This is a genomic window from Pseudomonas crudilactis (genome assembly GCF_013433315.1).
Classification (GTDB): Bacteria; Pseudomonadota; Gammaproteobacteria; order Pseudomonadales; family Pseudomonadaceae; genus Aquipseudomonas; species Aquipseudomonas crudilactis.
In genome coordinates, this window is the sequence record NZ_WXVV01000022.1 from 47,288 (window position 1) to 68,738 (window position 21,451).

The 21,451-nt window shown below is 57.4% G+C and carries 25 protein-coding genes; 22 read left to right on the forward strand and 3 right to left on the reverse strand.

Going from position 1 to position 21,451, the window contains the following annotated elements:
* Positions 1–78 precede the first annotated feature (78 nt).
* The 3 genes from eno (at position 79) to ispD (ending at position 2,522) form a co-directional block, all read left to right on the forward strand.
* Positions 79–1,368, forward strand: coding sequence for a phosphopyruvate hydratase (eno, locus tag GTU76_RS22270; protein ID WP_007908839.1), 1,290 nt, complete (start codon positions 79–81; stop codon positions 1,366–1,368).
* Between the two features lie 171 nt (positions 1,369–1,539).
* On the forward strand, positions 1,540–1,818 hold the full coding sequence (gene ftsB, locus GTU76_RS22275) for a cell division protein FtsB (RefSeq protein WP_007908838.1): 279 nt from the start codon (positions 1,540–1,542) through the stop codon (positions 1,816–1,818).
* The gene (ispD, locus tag GTU76_RS22280) at positions 1,815–2,522 is read left to right on the forward strand and encodes a 2-C-methyl-D-erythritol 4-phosphate cytidylyltransferase (RefSeq protein ID WP_180699601.1); all 708 of its coding nucleotides are present in this window, start codon (positions 1,815–1,817) and stop codon (positions 2,520–2,522) included. The genes ftsB and ispD overlap by 4 nt, the downstream gene beginning before the upstream one ends.
* Before the next feature lie 143 nt (positions 2,523–2,665).
* Here the strand turns inward: ispD and GTU76_RS22285 are convergent, their stop codons facing one another.
* Complete coding sequence (locus GTU76_RS22285; protein WP_123536576.1) at positions 2,666–3,562, reverse strand: LysR family transcriptional regulator; 897 nt, start codon at positions 3,560–3,562, stop codon at positions 2,666–2,668.
* A gap of 116 nt (positions 3,563–3,678) precedes the next feature.
* On the opposite strand from GTU76_RS22285, the gene GTU76_RS22290 reads away from it, so the two are divergent.
* The 8 genes from GTU76_RS22290 (at position 3,679) to rpoS (ending at position 10,917) form a co-directional block, all read left to right on the forward strand.
* Entirely contained in the window at positions 3,679–4,791 is a 1,113-nt protein-coding gene (locus tag GTU76_RS22290; protein ID WP_007908835.1) for an S-(hydroxymethyl)glutathione dehydrogenase/class III alcohol dehydrogenase, read from the forward strand.
* A gap of 94 nt (positions 4,792–4,885) precedes the next feature.
* The gene (gene fghA, locus GTU76_RS22295) at positions 4,886–5,731 is read left to right on the forward strand and encodes an S-formylglutathione hydrolase (RefSeq protein WP_027611043.1); all 846 of its coding nucleotides are present in this window, start codon (positions 4,886–4,888) and stop codon (positions 5,729–5,731) included.
* A gap of 44 nt (positions 5,732–5,775) precedes the next feature.
* Positions 5,776–6,249 (forward strand): 2-C-methyl-D-erythritol 2,4-cyclodiphosphate synthase, encoded by a 474-nt coding sequence (gene ispF / locus GTU76_RS22300; RefSeq protein ID WP_016985078.1) that lies wholly within the window; start codon positions 5,776–5,778, stop codon positions 6,247–6,249.
* Positions 6,246–7,304: a tRNA pseudouridine(13) synthase TruD gene (gene truD / locus GTU76_RS22305; protein ID WP_180699602.1), complete on the forward strand. Its 1,059-nt coding sequence runs from the start codon at positions 6,246–6,248 to the stop codon at positions 7,302–7,304. The genes ispF and truD overlap by 4 nt, the downstream gene beginning before the upstream one ends.
* Positions 7,292–8,041 (forward strand): 5'/3'-nucleotidase SurE, encoded by a 750-nt coding sequence (gene surE, locus GTU76_RS22310; protein WP_016985076.1) that lies wholly within the window; start codon positions 7,292–7,294, stop codon positions 8,039–8,041. The genes truD and surE overlap by 13 nt, the downstream gene beginning before the upstream one ends.
* Positions 8,042–8,082: 41 nt before the next feature.
* A complete protein-coding gene (locus tag GTU76_RS22315) occupies positions 8,083–8,718 on the forward strand; it encodes a protein-L-isoaspartate(D-aspartate) O-methyltransferase (RefSeq protein ID WP_172828219.1) in 636 nt (211 codons plus the stop codon).
* A gap of 212 nt (positions 8,719–8,930) precedes the next feature.
* Entirely contained in the window at positions 8,931–9,800 is an 870-nt protein-coding gene (locus GTU76_RS22320) for a peptidoglycan DD-metalloendopeptidase family protein (protein WP_180699638.1), read from the forward strand.
* Positions 9,801–9,906: 106 nt separating this feature from the next.
* Positions 9,907–10,917 carry an RNA polymerase sigma factor RpoS gene (gene rpoS / locus GTU76_RS22325; protein WP_016985073.1) on the forward strand — a complete coding sequence of 337 codons (1,011 nt, stop codon included), beginning with the start codon at positions 9,907–9,909 and terminating at the stop codon, positions 10,915–10,917.
* Between the two features lie 529 nt (positions 10,918–11,446).
* Here rpoS and fdxA read toward each other — a convergent pair.
* Both fdxA and mutS read right to left on the reverse strand, forming a co-directional pair.
* Positions 11,447–11,770, reverse strand: a complete 324-nt coding sequence (gene fdxA / locus GTU76_RS22330) for a ferredoxin FdxA (RefSeq protein ID WP_008077096.1) — start codon at positions 11,768–11,770, stop codon at positions 11,447–11,449.
* A 163-nt stretch (positions 11,771–11,933) separates the two neighbouring features.
* Complete coding sequence (mutS, locus tag GTU76_RS22335; protein ID WP_180699639.1) at positions 11,934–14,504, reverse strand: DNA mismatch repair protein MutS; 2,571 nt, start codon at positions 14,502–14,504, stop codon at positions 11,934–11,936.
* A 251-nt stretch (positions 14,505–14,755) separates the two neighbouring features.
* Between mutS and GTU76_RS22340 the strand changes: the two genes are divergently transcribed.
* The 11 genes from GTU76_RS22340 (at position 14,756) to GTU76_RS22390 (ending at position 21,446) form a co-directional block, all read left to right on the forward strand.
* Complete coding sequence (locus tag GTU76_RS22340) at positions 14,756–15,514, forward strand: winged helix-turn-helix domain-containing protein (protein ID WP_180699603.1); 759 nt, start codon at positions 14,756–14,758, stop codon at positions 15,512–15,514.
* Entirely contained in the window at positions 15,481–15,972 is a 492-nt protein-coding gene (locus GTU76_RS22345; protein WP_180699604.1) for a hypothetical protein, read from the forward strand. The genes GTU76_RS22340 and GTU76_RS22345 overlap by 34 nt, the downstream gene beginning before the upstream one ends.
* A 199-nt stretch (positions 15,973–16,171) precedes the next feature.
* Positions 16,172–16,531 carry a hypothetical protein gene (locus GTU76_RS22350; protein WP_180699605.1) on the forward strand — a complete coding sequence of 120 codons (360 nt, stop codon included), beginning with the start codon at positions 16,172–16,174 and terminating at the stop codon, positions 16,529–16,531.
* Between the two features lie 44 nt (positions 16,532–16,575).
* Entirely contained in the window at positions 16,576–16,908 is a 333-nt protein-coding gene (locus GTU76_RS22355) for a DUF1090 family protein (RefSeq protein ID WP_219342224.1), read from the forward strand.
* 90 nt (positions 16,909–16,998) lie between these two features.
* Positions 16,999–17,181, forward strand: a complete 183-nt coding sequence (locus tag GTU76_RS22360) for a hypothetical protein (protein WP_180699607.1) — start codon at positions 16,999–17,001, stop codon at positions 17,179–17,181.
* A gap of 137 nt (positions 17,182–17,318) precedes the next feature.
* On the forward strand, positions 17,319–18,053 hold the full coding sequence (locus tag GTU76_RS22365; protein WP_007908821.1) for an XRE family transcriptional regulator: 735 nt from the start codon (positions 17,319–17,321) through the stop codon (positions 18,051–18,053).
* Between the two features lie 723 nt (positions 18,054–18,776).
* Positions 18,777–19,223 carry a tail fiber assembly protein gene (locus tag GTU76_RS22370; protein ID WP_180699608.1) on the forward strand — a complete coding sequence of 149 codons (447 nt, stop codon included), beginning with the start codon at positions 18,777–18,779 and terminating at the stop codon, positions 19,221–19,223.
* Positions 19,224–19,338: 115 nt separating this feature from the next.
* Positions 19,339–19,767, forward strand: coding sequence for a tail fiber assembly protein (locus GTU76_RS22375; protein ID WP_026000603.1), 429 nt, complete (start codon positions 19,339–19,341; stop codon positions 19,765–19,767).
* Positions 19,768–19,905: 138 nt separating this feature from the next.
* A complete protein-coding gene (locus GTU76_RS22380) occupies positions 19,906–20,244 on the forward strand; it encodes a phage holin family protein (RefSeq protein WP_011332709.1) in 339 nt (112 codons plus the stop codon).
* 70 nt (positions 20,245–20,314) lie between these two features.
* Entirely contained in the window at positions 20,315–20,836 is a 522-nt protein-coding gene (locus tag GTU76_RS22385; RefSeq protein ID WP_180699609.1) for a hypothetical protein, read from the forward strand.
* Between the two features lies 1 nt (position 20,837).
* A complete protein-coding gene (locus tag GTU76_RS22390; RefSeq protein ID WP_175555209.1) occupies positions 20,838–21,446 on the forward strand; it encodes a phage baseplate assembly protein V in 609 nt (202 codons plus the stop codon).
* Positions 21,447–21,451 lie beyond the last annotated feature (5 nt).

Genomic DNA, 21,451 nt, shown 5'->3' on the forward strand with positions numbered 1-21,451 from the left:
CGCTGCACACCCCTTGCCGACGGTAAAAAGATTTCCTCTAGCTGCGTCGTTTTCGTCAACTTTGGAGTGTTTACAACAATGGCAAAAATCGTCGACATCAAAGGTCGTGAAGTTCTCGACTCCCGTGGCAATCCCACCGTGGAAGCGGACGTGCTTCTCGACAACGGCATCATCGGCAGCGCTTGCGCGCCGTCCGGTGCATCCACTGGCTCGCGTGAAGCGCTCGAGCTGCGTGATGGCGACAAGAGCCGTTATCTGGGCAAGGGCGTGCTCAAAGCGGTAGCCAACATCAACGGTCCGATCCGCGATCTGCTGCTGGGCACCGACCCAAGCGACCAGAAAGCCCTGGATCACGCGATGATCAAGCTCGACGGTACTGAAAACAAAGCGACCCTGGGCGCCAACGCCATCCTCGCCGTGTCCCTGGCTGCGGCCAAGGCTGCTGCTCAGGATCAGGATCTGCCGCTGTACGCACACATCGCCAACCTCAACGGTACGCCGGGTGTCTACTCGATGCCGGTACCGATGATGAACATCATCAACGGTGGCGAGCACGCCGATAACAACGTCGACATCCAGGAATTCATGGTGCAGCCGGTTGGCGCCAAGTCTTTCTCGGAAGGTCTGCGCATGGGCACCGAGATTTTCCATCACTTGAAAGCTGTGCTGAAGGCCCGTGGCCTGAGCACTGCCGTTGGCGACGAAGGCGGTTTCGCACCGAACCTGGCGTCCAACGAAGACGCGTTGAAAGTGATCTCCGAAGCAGTGGCCAACGCCGGTTACAAGCTGGGCACCGACGTGACCCTGGCTCTGGACTGCGCGGCCAGCGAATTCTACGAAGACGGCAAGTACAACCTGTCCGGCGAAGGTCAGGTGTTCACCGCTGAAGGTTTCGCTGATTACCTCAAAGGCCTGACCGAACGTTATCCGATCATCTCGATCGAAGACGGTCTGGACGAGTCCGACTGGGCTGGCTGGAAGATCCTCACCGACAAGATCGGCGAGAAGGTTCAACTGGTGGGCGACGACCTGTTCGTGACCAACACCAAGATCCTGAAAGAGGGCATCGATAAAAACATCGCCAACTCGATCCTGATCAAGTTCAACCAGATCGGCACCCTGACCGAAACCCTGGAAGCCATCCAGATGGCCAAGGCTGCCGGTTACACCGCAGTGATCTCGCACCGTTCCGGCGAAACCGAAGATTCGACCATTGCCGACCTGGCTGTGGGCACCTCGGCTGGCCAGATCAAGACCGGTTCGCTGTGCCGTTCTGACCGTGTTTCCAAGTACAACCAACTGCTGCGTATCGAAGAGCAGTTGAATGGCAAGGCCAAGTACAACGGTCGCAGCGAATTCCGCGGCTAAGTACAAATCGATGGAAGGACACCGGATTGTGTCGAAAAAGTCGTGACAGCGATGGATTTGCCACTAATCTGATGCCTTGAATGCACAAGCCTGGGTCTTCCAGGCTTCGTGCTATCAGATGCTTCAAAGTTTTGGCGTGGCTGTCTTTTTTCACTGGATACCTGATATTCGATGCGCAGTCCTTACTGGTTGTTTCTCGTTTTGCTCTTGCTACTGGCCGGTCTGCAGTACCGCCTGTGGGTGGGCAATGGCAGTCTGGCGCAGGTCGCCGAGCTGAATCAGCAGATTGCTGATCAACACGCCGAGAACGAAGGTTTGCTGGAGCGCAACCGAGTGATGGACGCTGAAGTCAGCGAGTTGAAAAAGGGCATGGAGACCGTTGAAGAACGGGCTCGTCACGAACTGGGCATGGTCAAGGACGGCGAAACCCTTTATCAGTTGGCCCAATGATCAATTCCCTGCCGGCCTTCTGGGCCGTGATTCCTGCCGCGGGCGTCGGTGCCCGAATGGCCGCGGACCGTCCCAAGCAGTATCTGCAACTGGGCGGGCGCACAATTCTTGAACACAGCCTCGGCTGTTTCCTCGATCACCCAAGCCTCAAGGGGCTGGTGGTCAGTCTTGCGGTTGATGATCCTTACTGGCCAAACCTGGCCTGCGCCAGCGATCCGCGCATTCAGCGGGTAGAAGGCGGGGCCGAGCGTTCTGGTTCGGTGCTCAATGCCTTGCTGCATCTGCATGCGCAGGGTGCCGATGATGAAGATTGGGTGCTGGTGCACGATGCGGCACGGCCGAATCTGAGTCGCGATGATCTCGACAGGTTACTCGATGAACTGGCGGATGATCCGGTCGGCGGTTTGCTTGCGGTGCCGGCGCGCGACACGTTGAAGCGGGTCGACAAGCACGGGCGCGTGGTTGAAACCGTGGATCGCAGCGTGATCTGGCAGGCGTACACGCCGCAGATGTTCCGCCTTGGTGCGTTGCATCGGGCGTTGGCGGACAGTCTGGTGGCGGATGCGCTGATTACCGATGAGGCGTCGGCGATGGAGTGGGCTGGGCTTAAACCTCGTCTGATTGAAGGGCGGGCGGATAACCTCAAGGTGACCCGGCCTGAAGATCTCGAATGGTTGCGCCAGCGTTGGGCTAATCGCCGCTGAGTGCAGTGGCGCTTTTCAGATCGCATTCGCGAGCAGGCTCGCTCCCACATTTGATTTGCGCCTGACCCCAAATTTGCATTCGCCGCCATTCCCCTGTGGGGGCGAGCCTGCTCGCGAAAGCGGTAGTTCAGGCAACCCATCACTCAGCTTCGATACTCCGGCCGCTCAGCCAACCCTTCCTTTAGAAAATCCACCAACTTGCGCACCTTCGGCGACAAATGCCGCTGCTGCGGATACAGCGCCCACACCGCCGTATTCGGCGGCTGATGCGCCTCCAGCAACGAAATCAGCGCACCGCTGTGCAGATGCTCCAGCACGTAATAATCCGGCAACTGACACAACCCCACGCCTTGAAGCGCCGCATCCAGCACCGCTTGCCCACTGTTGCAGCGCCAGTTGCCCTGCACGCGCTGGGAAAACTCCCGCCCGTTTTGCTCAAGCTGCCAGATGTCCGAGCTGCCAATCAGGCAATTGTGCCGACTCAACTCCGACAGACTGTGTGGGCGACCGTACCGCTCAACGTAGGACGGTGACGCGCAGAGATACATTCGCCGTGGCGCCAGGCGTGTCGCGACCAACCTCGAGTCCTGCAAACGTCCCAGACGAATCGCCAGATCCAGCCCTTCATGCACCAGATCGAGCTGGCGATTGCTCAGTTCGATATCGATGCGCAGCTGCGGATACAGCCCCATGAACCGCGTGACCAGCGGCACGATAAAGCGCTCGCCGTACGCGACGGCACAGGTCATGCGCAACATGCCTTTCGGTTCGCTGGTCAGATCGCCAACCGCACGCAGTGCTTCCTCACGACCATCCTGCAAGCGTTGGCAATGTTGCAGGAATGTCTGTCCGGCCTCAGTCAGCGTCACCCGGCGGGTGCTTCGATAGAGCAGGCGCGTCTGTAAACGCTCCTCCAACCGTACGATTTGTCGACTGATGTGCGAGGACGAAACCCCAAGACGTTCGGCTGCGGCGGTGAACTGGCTGCATTCAGCGACGGCGACGAATTCGTCGATGCCTTCCCAGCGGTTTTCGGACATGGGGATTATCCCTGTATGGCAATAATGTTTTGCTTTTGTCCGGATTATTCATCGTAAAGCCATGTATTACACTCCTTGTCTGGTTTTTTATTCAATGCATTCACTGGAGAGTCAGCATGATCAAGTCGCGCGCCGCCGTTGCCTTCGAGGCCAAGAAGCCGCTGGAAATCGTAGAAGTCGATGTCGCCATGCCCAAGGCCGGTGAAGTGCTGCTGCGCGTGGTAGCTTCCGGTGTTTGCCACACCGACGCCTACACACTGTCCGGCGCGGATCCGGAAGGCATCTTCCCGTCGATCCTCGGTCACGAAGGTGGCGCCATCGTTGAAGCGATCGGCGAAGGCGTGACCTCGGTTGCCGTAGGCGATCACGTCATTCCGCTGTACACCCCGGAATGCGGCCAGTGCAAATTCTGCAAATCGGGCAAGACCAACCTGTGTCAGGCGATTCGCGCGACTCAGGGCAAAGGTTTGATGCCGGACGGCACTTCGCGTTTTTCCTACAAGGGCGAAACGATTTTCCACTACATGGGTACTTCGACGTTCTCGGAATACACCGTGTTGCCGGAAATCTCCGTGGCCAAGATCTCCAAAGACGCGCCGCTGGAAAAGGTTTGCCTGCTGGGCTGTGGCGTCACCACCGGCATCGGTGCAGTGCTTAACACCGCCAAGGTCAAACCGGGTGACACCGTGGCCATCTTCGGTCTGGGCGGCATTGGTCTGTCTGCGGTGATCGGCGCGGTGAAAGCCAAGGCTGCGCGCATCATCGCCATCGACATCAACCCGGCCAAGTTCGAGATCGCCAAGCAACTCGGCGCCACCGACTGCGTGAACCCGAAAGACTTCGATCGTCCGATTCAGGAAGTGATCGTCGACATGACCGATGGCGGCGTCGACTTCTCCTTCGAATGCATCGGCAACGTGCAACTGATGCGCGCCGCGCTTGAGTGCTGCCACAAAGGTTGGGGCGAGTCGGTAATCATCGGTGTGGCCGGTGCTGGCCAGGAAATCGCGACCCGTCCGTTCCAGTTGGTCACCGGTCGCGTCTGGCGCGGTTCGGCATTCGGCGGCGTGCGCGGTCGTACCGAATTGCCAAGCTACGTCGACATGGCGCAGAGCGGCGAGATCCCGCTGGACACTTTCATCACCCACACCATGGGCCTGGAAGACATCAACAAGGCGTTCGACCTGATGCACGAAGGCAAGAGCATCCGTACCGTCATTCATTTCTAAAAGCAGCGCAAGTGACAGGCTTCAAGCTGCAAGCAAAGGCGCTTTTGCCTTTTCTTGAAGCTCGAAGCTTGCCACTTGCAGCTGGGAGAATCCCATGAGTCTGGAAAATATCTCCTGTCAGAAGAGTTTCGGCGGTTGGCACAAGCGCTATCGCCATCGCTCCGATGTGCTCGGCTGCGACATGGTGTTCGCCGTGTACCTGCCGCCGCAGGCGGAGCAGGGCGGCAAACTGCCGGTTTTGTATTGGTTGTCCGGCCTGACCTGCACCGACGAGAACTTCATGCAGAAGGCCGGCGCGATGCGCATGGCCGCCGAACTCGGGCTGATCATCGTCGCCCCGGACACCAGTCCACGCGGCCCTGATGTGCCTGGCGATCCGGATGGCGCGTGGGATTTCGGCCTCGGTGCCGGGTTCTATCTGAATGCCACGCAAGAACCTTGGTCGCGGCACTATCGGATGCATGACTATGTCGTGCAGGAATTGCCTTCATTGGTTGAAGCGCATTTCCCCGCTTCGGACAAACGCAGCATCAGCGGCCACTCCATGGGCGGTCACGGTGCGTTGGTCTGCGCATTGCGAAATCCTGGGCGCTATCAATCGGTGTCGGCATTCTCGCCCATCAACAATCCGATGGATTGTCCGTGGGGGCAGAAGGCGTTCTCCCGTTACCTGGGCGAAGACCGTTCCAAGTGGAAAGAGTGGGATGCCTGCGCCTTGATCGCTGAGGCCACCGAGAAGCTGCCATTGCTTGTCGATCAAGGTGATCGCGATGACTTCCTCGCTACCCAGCTCAAACCCGAAGCCCTGCAACAAGCGGCAAAACAAGCGGGCCATCCGCTGACGTTGCGCCTGCAACCGGGCTACGACCACAGCTATTTCTTCATCTCAAGCTTTATAGACGACCACTTGCAGCATCACGCACGCGCCCTGCGCGGTTAATGCAGGTAGAATCACGCCCTGACAAAAATCGGGGCGTTTTTTTTATGCGTATTGGCCACGGCTATGATGTGCACCGTTTCGCTGAAGGCGATTTCATTACTCTGGGCGGCGTGCGCATTGCACACAGCTTCGGGCTGCTCGCTCATTCCGACGGTGACGTCCTGCTGCACGCCTTGAGCGATGCCTTGCTCGGCGCTGCGGCGCTGGGTGATATCGGCAAGCATTTCCCGGACACCGACCCGCAATTCAAAGGCGCCGACAGTCGTGCTCTGCTGCGTCACGTGGTCGCGCTGATCCATGCCAAAGGCTGGAAAGTCGGCAACGTCGATAACACCATCGTTGCCCAGGCGCCGAAAATGGCCCCGCATATCGAATCGATGCGCGCGCTGATCGCGGCGGATCTTCAAGTTGAGTTGGATCAAGTGAACGTGAAAGCTACCACCACCGAAAAGCTCGGCTTTGTCGGTCGCGAAGAAGGCGTCGCCGTGCACTCCGTTGCCTTGTTGCTGCGCGCATGAATGAACTGCAACTGCTCGGCCCACGGGCCTATGGCGAACCCCTTGGCAGCGCAGTACTGAAAGCCATCGCTGAAGATTTTCAGGTCGATGAAGTCCTCGATATCCCGTTCAGCGGCGATGGCGAGCACCTGTGGATCTGGGTTGAAAAACGTGGCCTGAATACTGAAGAAGCCGCGCGCCGTATCGCGAAGGCAGCCGGGGTGCCATTGCGCACCGTCAGCTATGCCGGGCTCAAGGATCGTCAGGCGCTGACCCGTCAGTGGTTCAGCGTGCAATTGCCGGGCAAGGCTGATCCGGATCTTTCGGCGGCGGAAAACGACACGCTGAAGATCCTCAAGACCACCCGCCACAAGCGCAAATTGCAACGCGGTGCGCATTCGGCCAACGGTTTCACGCTGCGCCTGACCCAATTCTCCGGCGACAAAGCTGCAATCGAAGAGCGTCTGCAACTGATCGCCAAACAAGGCATCCCCAATTATTTCGGCGCCCAGCGTTTTGGCCATGACGGCGGCAACGTCGTTGATGCGCGTTCGTGGGCGGCGCGCAAAGCCTTGCCGGAGCAACGTAATGTGCGTTCGCGCCTGCTCTCGACCGCGCGCAGTTTTCTGTTCAATCAGGTGCTCGCCGCACGGGTTGCCGATGGCACCTGGCAAAAAGCCCAGGTCGGCGATCTGCTCGCGTTCACCGACAGTCGGAGTTTTTTCCCCGCCGGTGAAGCCGAGTGCAGCGATCCGCGCCTGGCGATTCTCGATCTGCATCCAACCGGCCCGCAGTGGGGCGAAGGTGACTCGCCGACCGCAGGCGTTGTCCATGAACTGGAGCAGGGGATTGCCGCCGGTGAAGCGGAGCTGCGCGATTGGTTGGTTCATGCCGGCATGAGCCACGAACGTCGCATCCTGCGGCTGCCCATTGGCGGGTTGACGTGGCATTATCCCCAGCCTGACATTCTGCAACTGGAATTCGTCCTCCCGGCCGGATGCTTCGCCACCGTATTGGTGCGCGAGCTCGTTGATCTGGTGCCGGTGGGGCAGACGGACAGCCCATGCGTATTCTGATTTCTAACGACGATGGGGTAACCGCACCCGGTCTCGCCGCGCTTTATGCTGCGCTGGCGGATTACACCGAATGCGTGGTTATCGCCCCGGAGCAGGACAAGAGCGGCGCCAGCAGTTCGCTGACGCTCGACCGTCCGTTGCATCCGCAATACCTGGCCAACGGCTTTATCAGCCTCAACGGCACACCGACCGACTGCGTGCACCTGGGCCTTAATGGCTTGCTGGAGCGCCAGCCGGACATGGTGGTGTCCGGGATCAACCTCGGCGCCAATCTGGGTGATGATGTGTTGTATTCCGGCACCGTCGCGGCAGCGCTCGAAGGGCGCTTTCTCGAGCGTCCGTCATTTGCCTTCTCGCTGGTCTCGCGGCAGGTGGATAATTTGCCGACAGCGGCATACTTTGCGCGCAAACTGGTCGAGGCCCACGCCGGGCTGGATCTGCCGCCGCGCACGGTGCTCAACGTGAACATTCCCAATTTGCCGATCGACCATATTCGCGGTATTCAGTTGACCCGCCTCGGCCACCGCGCCCGGGCGGCGGCGCCGATGAAAGTGGTCGATCCGCGTGGCAAGGCCGGTTACTGGATTGCCGCCGCCGGTGATGCCGAAGATGGCGGCCCGGGCACGGACTTTCATGCGGTGATGCAGGGCTATGTGTCCATCACGCCGTTGCAGCTCGATCGGACCTTCAATGAAGCCTTTAGAAGCCTCGATGGCTGGCTGGAGGGACTGCGCTGATGGCCCGTGAACACGAAGACCGATTGCGTAGCGGCATCGGCATGACTTCCCAGCGTACCCGTGAGCGTCTGATCCAGCGCTTGTATGAAGAAGGCGTGTCCAACGCCAAGGTCCTCGAAGTGATCCGGCGCACACCGCGTCATCTGTTCGTCGACGAGGCGCTGGCACACCGCGCTTACGAAGACACGGCGCTGCCGATCGGCAACAACCAGACCATTTCCCAGCCTTATATGGTGGCGCGCATGAGCGAGCTGCTGCTGGAGGCGGGGCCGCTGGATAAAGTGCTGGAGATCGGCACCGGTTCCGGTTACCAGACTGCCGTCTTGTCGCAACTGGTCGAGCGCGTGTTCTCGGTCGAGCGCATCAAGGTGCTGCAAGACCGGGCCAAGGAGCGTCTGGTCGAGCTGAACCTGCGCAACGTGGTGTTCCGCTGGGGCGATGGCTGGGAAGGCTGGCCGGCGCTGGCACCGTATAACGGCATTATTGTCACGGCCGTGGCCACCGATGTACCGCAAGCCTTGCTCGATCAACTGGCTCCGGGCGGGCGCATGGTGATTCCGGTCGGCTCGGGAGAAGTGCAGCAATTGATGCTGATCGTGCGTGAGGAAAACGGCTTTTCCCGGCACGTTCTGGGCGCCGTTCGCTTCGTGCCTTTGCTTAATGGGCCACTGGCCTGAGCATTTGTTTGCGTGCGCTGAATTCCTTTCGTTCGCCTGTGTCTTACTCCGGCAGCGATGGTTTAAACGCAGCAGATTGCCAACTTGCAAACGTGTGCGCGAAGCGATTTCGCTTCATTAAAGGTAAAGCCGATCCGGCCCGTTATACTTGCGACACCTCATGCCGGAATCCGGCATTTCACATTTTTCAGCCACCACAAAGGGAGCGGCGGGTGAGTCTCACAGTCATTGCGCAGCGTATGGGTAACACGAGCTTTCAGCGCCTGGTGACTGGCCTTGTCTTGAGCACCTTGCTGGTCGGTTGCTCCAGCACCAAATCGAGCAATGTCCGGGTCGTTGATCGCAACAACGCGGTGGCCCAGCGTCCTACCGTGACAACCGGACAATATGTAGTCCGTCCCGGCGATACGATGTTTTCGATCGCGTTTCGCTATGGTTGGGACTACAAAGCTCTCGCGGCCCGGAACAATATTCCTACGCCGTACACGATCCATCCGGGTCAGACAATTCGCTTTGATGGCCGCACCGGTTCAACGCCGACGGCGGTGGTGAGCAACAGCAGTTCTTCGCCTTCTTCGTCGAGTAAAACCACGGTAATCCGGCGCCAGGCAAATGGCACGACCACCACTACAACCACCGGTTCTACGGGGGCTGTACCGTCCGTCGCGAGCAAATCGGCACCTGCGCCACTGCCTCCAGCAGGCCCGGCCCCGACCGGCTGGGGGTGGCCATCTAATGGCATTCTGATTGGAAAATTCTCTTCAAACGGTAGTTTGAATAAAGGAATTGATATCGCCGGGGATTTGGGACAGCCTGTTTTAGCTGCGTCTGATGGGACGGTGGTATACGCCGGGAGTGGCTTAAGGGGCTACGGCGAATTAGTCATCATCAAACACAGCGAAACCTACGTCAGTGCCTACGGCCATAACCGCAGGCTGTTGGTTCGGGAGGGACAGCAGGTCAAGGTCGGACAGACAATTGCCGAAATGGGGTCAACGGGTACGGACCGGGTGAAACTGCATTTTGAGATTCGCCGCCAAGGTAAACCTGTAGATCCGCTGCAGTTCCTGCCAAGACGTTGATTTGTAAGCCAGCCTGTTCCGTCGCGTAGAGGGGACAGGCTCCAGCGCTGCCAAGGATAAAGGCGTCGCTTGAGCTTGGGGTCGAACTCACCAAAGGACTATAACAATGGCTCTCAGTAAAGAAGTGCCGGAGTTTGACATCGACGATGAGGTTCTCCTTATGGAGGCCGGCATCGATTCGGAATCTTCGATGTCGAATGATGAAGGGGCTGCTCCACCTTCCGTTCGTTCCAAATCCAAACACTCCGCTTCACTTAAACAACATAAGTACATCGACTACACTCGGGCACTGGATGCCACGCAGTTGTACCTCAATGAAATCGGCTTTTCCCCATTGCTCTCTCCCGAGGAAGAAGTACATTTTGCGCGACTGTCGCAGAGTGGCGATCCGGCCGGGCGCAAGCGCATGATTGAAAGTAACCTGCGGCTGGTGGTCAAAATCGCCCGGCGTTACGTCAATCGAGGGCTGTCGCTGCTGGATCTGATCGAAGAGGGCAACCTCGGACTGATCCGCGCGGTAGAAAAGTTTGATCCCGAGCGCGGCTTTCGCTTCTCGACCTACGCAACCTGGTGGATTCGTCAGACCATCGAGCGCGCAATCATGAATCAGACCCGGACCATCCGGTTGCCGATTCACGTGGTCAAAGAGTTGAATGTGTACTTGCGGGCCGCACGGGAACTGACGCAAAAGCTTGATCACGAACCTTCACCCGAAGAAATCGCCAACCTGCTGGAAAAACCGGTGGGCGAGGTCAAGCGCATGCTGGGCCTGAATGAACGGGTTTCTTCGGTCGACGTCTCGCTGGGTCCTGATTCGGATAAAACCCTGCTGGACACCCTTACCGATGATCGTCCGACCGATCCGTGCGAACTGCTGCAGGATGACGACCTGTCGCAGAGCATCGATCAATGGTTGTCGGAACTGACCGACAAGCAGCGCGAGGTGGTTGTGCGTCGTTTCGGTCTGCGCGGTCACGAGAGCAGCACGCTGGAAGACGTAGGCCTGGAAATCGGTCTAACCCGGGAACGGGTAAGACAGATCCAGGTGGAAGGCCTCAAGCGCCTTCGTGAGATCCTTGAGAAGAATGGCCTGTCGAGCGAGTCGCTGTTCCAGTAAGCGTCTCACACGCCCGCCCACGAAAAGCCCCGACTGGTTCGGGGCTTTTTGTTGGCCTGGATTTGTTGGCTATCCCTTGCATCCCTGTTCATTACCGGACGTACGGTTGGCAATTCCATCGTTTGTAGTCTCGCGGTGTAAGCCTTGGCTTACTCTTTCGTAGGTGTTCACTATTTTTACAAGACGGCAGACGTCGATTATTCTCAATGTTCTTATTTAACTTATTGATTTATATAATTATTTTTTTAATGTGAAGTGCTTGTTACAGCGCTTTTGCGGTCGCCGGGCCGATTGCTCTCTCCGGGGAATTCTCTAGTATCCGGGTTGTGTCGACGGACAGACACGCCCTTCAAGGATGAGGGGAATGGACATCGCAGGACGCGATTCATCAGGACGATGAAAAGGAATACAGGGAATAGGGAAAAAATGTGGGCGGGTCATACCGCCCCTTTTTTTTGCCCGCAGAAAAGCAAAACACAGAAAAGCAAAAAGGCCCGTAAAGGGCCTTTTCATTCGAGCGCGCGGCAGATCAGCGTTCGAGGTCTTTGATCTTGCCTTTGACGCCATCCCACTCTTCGGCATCCGGCAGCGATTCTTTCTTCTCGGTGATGTTCGGCCAGATTTCAGCCAGATCAACGTTCAGTTGAATGAACTCCTGCATTTCTTCCGGAACTTCGTCCTCGGAGAAAATGGCTACGGCCGGGCATTCCGGTTCGCACAGGGCGCAGTCGATGCACTCATCCGGGTGAATCACCAGGAAGTTCGGGCCTTCGTAAAAGCAGTCCACCGGACAGACTTCTACGCAGTCGGTGTACTTGCACTTGATGCAGTTGTCGGTGACGACGAAGGTCATTTCTAATTTTCTCCTCAGGCGGCGGCAGCGTTGCCCCTTCACGGTTGGGGTCGCCAGGTTCGGGAGCGATACCTGCTGGCCAGGCTATTAGCCAGCAGCATCCCAAACCGCGCGAGATTCTAACAGCTTGAAGCCGTTTGCGTTATATCCGCTTCTTCAGTGCTTATATCCGGTTCTTCAATGCATAGAGCATTTCGAGCGCACGACGCGGGGTCAGGTCATCCAGATCCAGTTTAGCCAGCTCATCAAGCACCGGGTGCGGCAGGCTGGCGAACATGTCGCTTTGCTGTGGCGTCGCCGGTTTGCCCTTGGCGGCAGGTTTCGGCGCTTCATGGGGCAAAGCGGTTTCTTCCAGTCGGCTCAAGTGCTCGCGGGCACGCACGATCACTTCGCTTGGCACGCCGGCCAATTGCGCCACCGCCAGGCCATAGCTTTGGCTGGCAGGGCCAGGCAGCACGTGGTGCAGGAAGACGATGCGTTCGTTGTGCTCGGTGGCGTTGAGGTGGACGTTGGCTACCAGTGGCTCGGCTTCCGGCAACACGGTCAGTTCGAAGTAGTGGGTGGCAAATAGCGTATAGGCGCGCAGATGGGCCAGACGCTCGGCCGCCGCCCATGCTAGCGACAGACCGTCGAAGGTGCTGGTGCCGCGACCGACTTCGTCCATCAGCACCAAGCTGCGCTCGGTGGCGTTGTGCAGGATGTTGGCGGTCTCGCTCATTTCGACCATGAAGGTCGAACGGCCGCCCGCGAGGTCATCGCTGGAACCGATACGGGTGAAAATGCGGTCGACCAGCGACAGTTCGCAACTGGCGGCCGGCACGAAGCTGCCGATATGCGCCAGCAACACGATCAGTGCGGTTTGGCGCATGTAGGTGGATTTACCGCCCATGTTCGGGCCGGTGATCACCAACATGCGCGTGTTGTCGTCCAAGCTCAGGTCATTGGCCACGAATGGTGTGGTGAGTACTTGCTCGACCACCGGGTGGCGACCCTGGGTGATGCGCATGCACGGCTCGCTGACGAAGCGCGGGCAGTTCAGGTCGAGGTTCAGCGCACGCTCGGCGAGGTTGCTCAACACGTCGAGTTCGGCCAGCGCACCGGCGGTGTCCTGCAGCGGTGGCAACTGGCTGATCAGGTCTTCCAGCAGGGCTTCGTAAAGCATCTTCTCGCGCGCCAAGGCACGGCTCTTGGCAGAGAGGGCTTTGTCTTCGAACTCTTTCAGTTCCGGCGTGATGAAGCGCTCGGCGCCTTTCAGGGTTTGCCGACGGATATAGTCCGCCGGTGCTGACTCGGCCTGCTTGCTCGGCAGTTCGATGAAGTAGCCGTGAATGCGGTTGTAGCCGACTTTCAGGTGGCTAAGACCGGTGCGGGCTTTCTCGCGGGCTTCCAGGTCGATGAGGAACTGACCGGCGTTCTCGCTCAGTGATTGCAACTCGTCGAGTTCACTGTCGTAACCGGTTTTCAACACGCCGCCGTCACGGATCACCGCCGGCGGGTTGTCGATGATGGCTTTCTCCAGCAACGCCGCCAGCTCCGGGTAGGTGCTGGTGATGGTCGCCAGACCTTGCAGGTGCGGCGCTTCCAGATCGGTCATCGCCACTTGCAATTCAGGCAGTGCGCCAAGGGCGTCGCGCAGCCGGGCAAGGTCACGAGGACGTGCGTTGCGCAGGCCGATCCGTGCGAGAATTCGCTCGATGTCGCCGATTTCCTTGAGCTGTGGTTGCAGCTTTTCGAAACGATAGCGATCAAGCAGGCAAGTGATCGAGGTCTGGCGCGCCAGCAATACGGTCAAGTCACGTAACGGACGGTTCAGCCAACGGGTCAGCAGACGGCTGCCCATGGCGGTCTGGCAGCGATCGACCACCGATTGCAGGGTGTTGTCGCGGCCACCGGCCAGGTTGGTGTCCAGTTCCAGGTTGCGGCGGCTTGCACCGTCCAGCACCACGGTGTCGTCGAGGCGCTCGTGGCGCAGGCTGCGCAGGTGGGGCAGGGCGGTGCGCTGGGTTTCCTTGGCGTAGGCCAACAGGCAACCGGCAGCGCCGATGGCCAGGGTCAGGTTCTCGCAGCCAAAACCCTTCAGGTCTTGGGTGGAGAACTGCTGGCAAAGGCTTTTCAGCGCCGAATCACGCTCGAAATCCCACGGCGCACGACGACTGACGCCACGGCGTTTTTCCGCCGGCAGGTCCCTAGGCCAGTCATCCGGGATCAGCAACTCAACCGGATTGATTCGCTCCAGTTCCGCGAGCAGGTTTTCCCAGCCTTTGATTTCCGACACGCTGAAGCTGCCGCTGGTGATGTCCAGCACGGCCAGACCGAACAGGCGCTCGTCACCCAGCAGGGCGGCAATCAGGTTGTCGCGGCGCTCGTCGAGCAGCGCCTCGTCACTGACCGTCCCCGGCGTGAGGATGCGCACCACCTGACGTTCTACCGGGCCTTTGCTGGTGGCCGGGTCGCCGACCTGCTCACAGATCACCACCGACTCGCCAAGCTTCACCAGCTTCGCGAGATAGCCTTCCGCCGCGTGGTAAGGAATGCCGCACATCGGGATCGCCTGACCCGCCGACTGTCCGCGCGCGGTCAGGGTGATGTCCAGCAACTTGGCCGCCTTCTTCGCGTCTTCGTAGAAGATCTCGTAGAAGTCGCCCATGCGGTAGAACATCAGCTGATCCGGGTGCTGATTCTTCAGGCGCCAGTACTGCTGCATCATCGGAGTGTGGGAGGACAAGTCTGAAATAGCTTTATTCATCAGGGGTTTAGCTTTACCGGAAAAAGTGACGAGGCAAAAACGGGTTCGTTCGCATCTTCAAAATGGCGAGTGTTTGCCAGCGATGCGGCCCGTGAGTTGATTCAGTGGGGCCGAGTATGAAGTTTTTTTGAGGTGGATGCAGCAACGCACCGCCGCTTGGGTTGGCATTGTGTCCTATAGTGCCGAAAAGCTATCGAATGATCGGAATTCGAGGATTGCAGATCAGTTGAGGACGAAGCTTGGAACAGTCAGAGGGCATCGGCTCACAAGCGTCAGCGAGCGATTGTTACTACGATGCGGAAAAAATGACCCTCAGCCGGTCAGGGCAGTCAGCCTTGCTGGGCAGCAATGAAAGCGACCTGCTGCTGGCGTTGATAGCCGGCGTGACCGATAAGGAGCAGCTTATCTCCCGGGTCTGGGGGGAGCGCGGACTGGTGATTTCCGACAGCAGTTATTACAAGACGCTGCACATGCTTCGCGCGCATTTCGCTGACGTCGGGTTACCTCGGGACAGTCTCAAGACCTTGCCCCGCCGTGGCGTGCTGCTGTTGTGTGAAATCCGCTTGCTCAGCCCGGAGATTCAGGCCCTTGAAGCCCCGCTTGCGTTCGTAAGCGATGTGGAGGCGATCAGCGTCGACGCTCCCACGATGAAGGCGTTTTCGAATCGTCACTGGCGTTTCCTTTTGCTTGCAGTCGTAGTGCCGGCGCTTGCTCTGCCGGTTTTTTACGCTTACCTGGTGTTTAAAAAGCCAGCCGATCTGGAAGAGTGGAAACTCATCTGGCAAGAGGGCGAGGCGAAGTTGTATGTAGAAGAAAGTGAAAGAATGTCCAAAGAGGATATTGTCCAAGCGCTCAACGAGTTCGAGCCACCGATTGTATTGTCTGATATCAACTATTATGTGCGAAAGCCGCTCTCGCAATTGCTGGTAAAGTGCATCAAGCCGGAAAGTAAGGGGGAGGCCATATGCGTGAACTACCAAGTCGTTGGAAAAAAATAATCGCACTCTTTGGCGTCTCGTCTATCTGTATCTTCGGTGTTCTGGTTGTCAGGCATTTTTATTTGATCAATCGCGATATTCCGCGCGCACCCTGTTTTGCATCCATAGATTTTGTCCATACGAATGATCACAAAGTTCGTTGGCATGGTGTTGGCGATATGACGATCGATCCAAGGGAAGGCGCTCTCTATGTCTACTACGTTGTCAAAACTCCTGAAGGAAAAGTCTATACGTATGATCGCAAGTTCGAGATTTCATTAACGCATCTGGATACTTCCAGATTTTTGTTCAAGACGCGTTCGATTGTAAAGTTTGACGCGGATACTGCAGGCGATGAACTTCCGTTCATGGAAAGAGGCTTTCAGGGCGGTATGGTGACGTTCAATTACTTCTCTGATGCCGAGTACTACTACAACATCAATAACCTGATCAATGGCGTATGCCACGTCCCTCGCTAGCGAAAACCCCAGATTGCAAGGCCTCCGGGCGACTAAGTAAGACTGAGTAAGATGCCAGTAAGGCCTCGACGGACCTGCGTTGTTAATGTGATTTGAGTCAAGCCAACAGCTTCTGCGACTGCCCGAGAGTCAGCGCCGTGCGGCTGTTTAGTTGCCTTGAATAACATGATGATGTTTAGGCTGTCGAGGAACGTTATAAATGCTCTGGTTTTGCGTGCGCAGTTCTCATGGAACCAAGTCTCCCGCCTGGAAGCGATCAATTGCAATTAACCGGGAAGGTATTGTGTTTGTGCCGGCGGTTATTGCCGGAAAAGAAAAGGATGTGAGTATTTCCACATTGTTTGATCGCACTCCTGTTTTGCTGTGTTTCGATCATGTTTACGTGCCAGTGGCGTGGATGGTCGAAAACTTTCCAACTTGCATAGCTCGCTGTCGCGACATGATGATGGCGGCACTTTCTGGTGTGCAAGAAGCGTTAGGTTGTCGTAAGGCATGGTCTCGGGTGAGCCACTTTCGTGGGTGCGCGGGAGAAATAAATTATCTGGGGTTTGTCTCGTGAGATCGACTCTGCTCTGGAATCTGTCTCTGTTAGTTGGTGGTGTTTTGATCATCGATAGTTCTTGTGCCGGTGCACGAGAAAGTTGTGCGCAGCGCCGCGCCGAACTTGTTTTCCAAATTGAACGCGCTGATGAGGCGGACAATGTTTATCGCAAGTCCGGTCTGGAACAGGCGCTTGCCAATGTGGAGCGTTACTGTCGCGAGCCTTCTGCACAGGATGACCGTTCGAGCGCTATCGAAAAGGCCGAAGCCGAAGTACGGCGCAGACAGAATTATCTGAAAGCTGCGCGTCAGTACGGCGACGTGAAAGTCATCAAGAAACAGGAAGCCAGGCTCGAACGGGCTCAGACAAAACTGCAAGAGCTCATGGATGAGTAAAGGGTCAACCACCGTCAACGAACCGCAGCAGGTTTTCTTTTTTCAACGCTGCAATTCAACGTGCTCATCAGTGACGCCGGGAAATCGAACATGAAAAACATCCTTATCTTTGCTTCAGTCTTTACTTCTGCTGTGCTGATCTCTGGCTGCACCGCCACCGACTGGGTGCATGCTGCTGGCGGCATCATGGGCGCCAAGGACGATTACGACAGGAAAGCCAGAGCCGATCGACTTAAAAAAGCCAATGCTGCCGCGCGTCGCATCAAAGGCTGACCACAAGTTGGAACCGGGCCGTTATTCAATCCAAATGATGGCTCGGCAATATCATTTTGAGGCTGAGTTCATATTTATGCGTTAATTATGCAAATCAGCATTTGTCTTCGCGAATAACTTCAAGCACTATGCGCGTTATGCAAAAACGCAACGTAGCCTCCGTCTTAAGAGCACTGCTCGACCAGCACGGGATCTCCCCCACGGAGCTCCACCGTCGCACCGGCGTGCCTCAATCCACTCTCTCGCGGATTCTCAGCGGGAAGATCGTCGATCCCTCGGATAAACATATCTCGAAGATCGCCGAGTACTTCGCCGTGAGCACCGATCAATTGCGCGGGCGCGCTGATGTTGCGCCATCGGCCGGAGCCGCGCGTGATGACGTACACGCGGAACTCAAGGACATAATGCTGTGGGACGACGATACGCCGGTCGATGATGACGAGGTGTCGGTGCCGTTCCTTCGCGAGGTTGAATTGGCAGCAGGATCAGGAAGATTCGTCATCGAAGAGAGCGAGCGCTCTAGCCTGCGCTTCGGCAAACGCAGCCTGCGCCATAACGGTGTGCAGTTCGACCAGGCCAAATGTGTGACGGTGCGTGGCAACAGTATGTTGCCGGTGCTGCGTGATGGCGCCACCGTCGGCGTCAACGCCGGCAAGTGCGGCATCGGCGACATCATTGATGGCGACCTGTACGCAATCAATCACAATGGCCAGTTGCGTGTGAAGCAACTCTACCGCTTGCCTACCGGCATTCGTCTGCGCAGCTTCAATCGCGATGAGCACCCGGACGAGGACTACAGCTTCCAGGAAATCCAGGAGGAGCAGATCGTCATCCTCGGTCACGTCTTCTGGTGGGGCATGTACGCCCGCTAATTACACCGACTTCAGATAAGCCCGCCAATCGGCGGGTTTTTTTTCGCCTTGATGAAACCGCCAAACCCTTGAGCTGCGGGGCTTCCATGCATCTGCGCATTTGCTATGCATAAATAAATGCATTTACGCATTGACTGTATATGCATACATGCATATTCTTGCCACCAAGCCGCTCGACAAAGCGGCTGGCAAGAAAGCTCTTTAGTTCCACAAGAACAGGCAGCGATGAACCGGCCTCAACGGTTCAGAGGGTTGGCAACTGACCCGGGTGTGCAGCGTAAAGCACCAGAAGCAGTTATCCGGCGGGCAGGGACCGCGGTCGGAAAAACAATTTGAATGGACTCGTACCGCGCCAGTAGCGCCGAAAAGTCAGCTTCCTTCTTGAACACAGGATCTGAAGGAAGGCGAAGGAGCGCATTACTGAAAAGCCCGGTGTATCACCGGGCTTTTTGGAATGCCTGCCAGGTTTCATCACTGTTAAACGGCGACGTTCAAGGAAGTCTGAACGTTTCCCCCCTCCCACCGAGCAGACCTGACGTTACTAAGCCGAATAACAGCAGTGGTAACTGCTGCATATGGGCGCCAACCGGCCGTAGAAAGAGATCGTTTTCTCGGCTCCTGAAACGCCTCCCAGGCGTGATGAACGCGTTGAAGTTAAACGCACCGCAATGACAGGACGGCGGAATTTTCAAACGTCGTCCGGTGAATCTCGAGGAATGAAAAATGAAACGATATGTATGCATCGGCACCGTCTACCAAACGGCCTTCTCGATTGTTTTTGAGATACAGGATTCAGATGAAGGCATGCCAACTACCAGCCCGGCCGGCAGTTCGGGATACTGGATCGAAGTATCGGCAGACACAGTCGTTCAAGTGGGCTGGAAGGTTGACCCTTTTATCGATGAGAACGGCAATTACCTGAGAATTTATACAGAGCCGACTGAGGCTGAATCTGAGGCGATTACCACTGCCCGTATGAAAGAGCGGTTTGATGACGCGGCGCGTTGGCTGCAATTCAATCCGTTGCAATACAAGCAGGATCTTGGCGTAGCGACGCCAGCGGACGAAGCGGCTTTGCTCGCTTATAAGCAATACGTCGTTGCCGTCAGTGAAGTGAAAAATCAACAAGGTTATCCATCCTCTATCACTTGGCCGGTCGCTCCTTTCTGATTTGAAAAAGCGAAGCATCAGTGTTTTTAACCGATCGATATCTAAGGGCCGGGCGCAGTGAAAGGTGCGATGCGCCGGAATTCACCCGCCTGATACCTGCAAACAAGGAGTGACGATGAATCGCTATGTTTTTATAGAGATGAGCAACCAGTATCCATTTTCCCGTGTTGCGGAGATTGTCGAGTCTGAGGACATGCCGCAAACCTCTCCACCGGGAATCTCGGGCAGTTGGTACAAGGTTGAAAATGACACCACCGTTCAAGTTGGCTGGAAGGCTACCTACGAGGCAATTGGTTGGAGCTATTCGGAGCTTGCTTATCAGGATCATGTCGATTTGGTCTCGTTGCGTATGCGTCAAAAGCTCGGTGCAGCCACCGGCTGGCTCGATCTGAATCCAGTGCAATACAAAGTGAACCTCGGCAGCGCCACGCCAGAAGAGGCAGCTGCATGGATTGCTTACCAGCAGTACTACGTCGCGGTTGCCGACGTAAAAAATCAAGCTGACTACCCGTACACGGTCAACTGGCCAGTCGTTCCGTTCTGATTGCAAAGTCGGATCAACGGACGAGAGCGCATTACTGAAAAGCCCGGCCCCGGCGTCGGGCTTTTCGGAATGCCTAACTCAAGAGAAACCGTTTGAACCCAACACTCATCATTCATCAATCACCTACGGAGGCGTGACATGACAAACGAGCAACAAGCGTTGGCGGACATGCCGATCTGGCTGGTCATCCTCCTTGCCGTTGTCGGCGGGGTATCTGGCGAAATGTGGCGCGCTGACAAGGAGGGCGCCCGTGGCTGGTCATTGCTCCGACGGCTGGCCCTGCGCTCCGGCGCCTGCATGATCTGCGGCGTGTCGGCGATCATGCTGCTGTATGCCGCCGGATTATCTATCTGGGCTGCCGGCGCGTTCGGTTGCCTGACAGCAATGGCCGGCGCCGATGTCGCCATCGGTCTTTACGAACGCTGGGCCGCCAAGCGCATCGGCGTCTGCGAAGTCCCGCCGCGCGACCAGCCTTAACCCTGAATATGTTTCCGTGCCGCCCCAGGGCGGCAGGGCTGCGCGTGGACGATTGAAAAGGAGCTCATGTATGCCCACACCGATCCAGCAGCCGTCGCAACTGTTCACCGCCATCACGACGACGCTGCCCAACACTGCCGGTCTCAGCCTCACTGTCGGCAGTTACGCCGATTTCACTGCACCGGGCGATCAGGCCTGGGTGTTGATCAACTTCGAGCGGAATGGACCTGGAGTGCGCGCCGCTGACGGGCGAATTGCTCATGTCATGACGGTGTCGCTGCAGGTCATCCCGGCCCTTTCCGCCAGCGCATTTGCAGCATGCGATCTGATTGCTGTGCTGAAAAACCTGATCACCGACAACCGCTGGGGCCTGCCCGCCGATCAATGCGATCTGCCGATCAACATTGATGGCCTGCCAACGCTGCTTACCCGCACCGAGCAGCGATACAAGACCTGGACACTGACGTTCAATCAGACCCTTTACCTCGGCCCGACCTTGCTTGACGACCCGCTGGGCACGCCGAAATTCGCTCGCACCTGGGAAGTCAGCGACATTGACGATCCTGACCAATACACCGCGCTGGAGGCCTGAGATGTTCGATGCACTATTGCGCATGCAACTCGGACCGATCATCGAACGCCTGGCCGAGATGGAAGCGGAAATCGACGACCTGCACCGGCGCGCCGAAAGCTTCTGCCGGATCGGTATCTGCCAGACCGTCGACGCCACGAGCAATACCTGTCAGGTCAGTCACGGTGGGTTGCTCACGCCGGCGATCAAGTTTTTCAACCCCAGCGCTGGCGCACAAAGCGAGTCGCGGATTCCGACGGTGGGCGAGCAGTGTCTGCTGTTCAATTACGGTAGCGGCGAAAGCGGCGCGCAGAGCGTGGCATTGTTCGGCTTGAACAGTGACCGTTTTCCGCCAGCCTCCACAGTGCCGACGCTGACCCGTCGAGTACATCAGGACGGCAGCGAAAGCAGCTACGACGATGCTTCACACACCCTGCACTGGCTTAACGGCCCGGCGACTTTCAACGGCTCTCGCGAGTCACTGGAACTGAGTATCGGCCCGGCACGCCTGGCAATGACGCCACAACTGATCACCCTGCAACTGGGTGCAGTCGGCCTGACCATCGACGCTTCCGGCGTGCACTTCAGCGGCCCATTGGTCGATCACCAGGGCCGTGTCATCAGCCCCTGATTCAA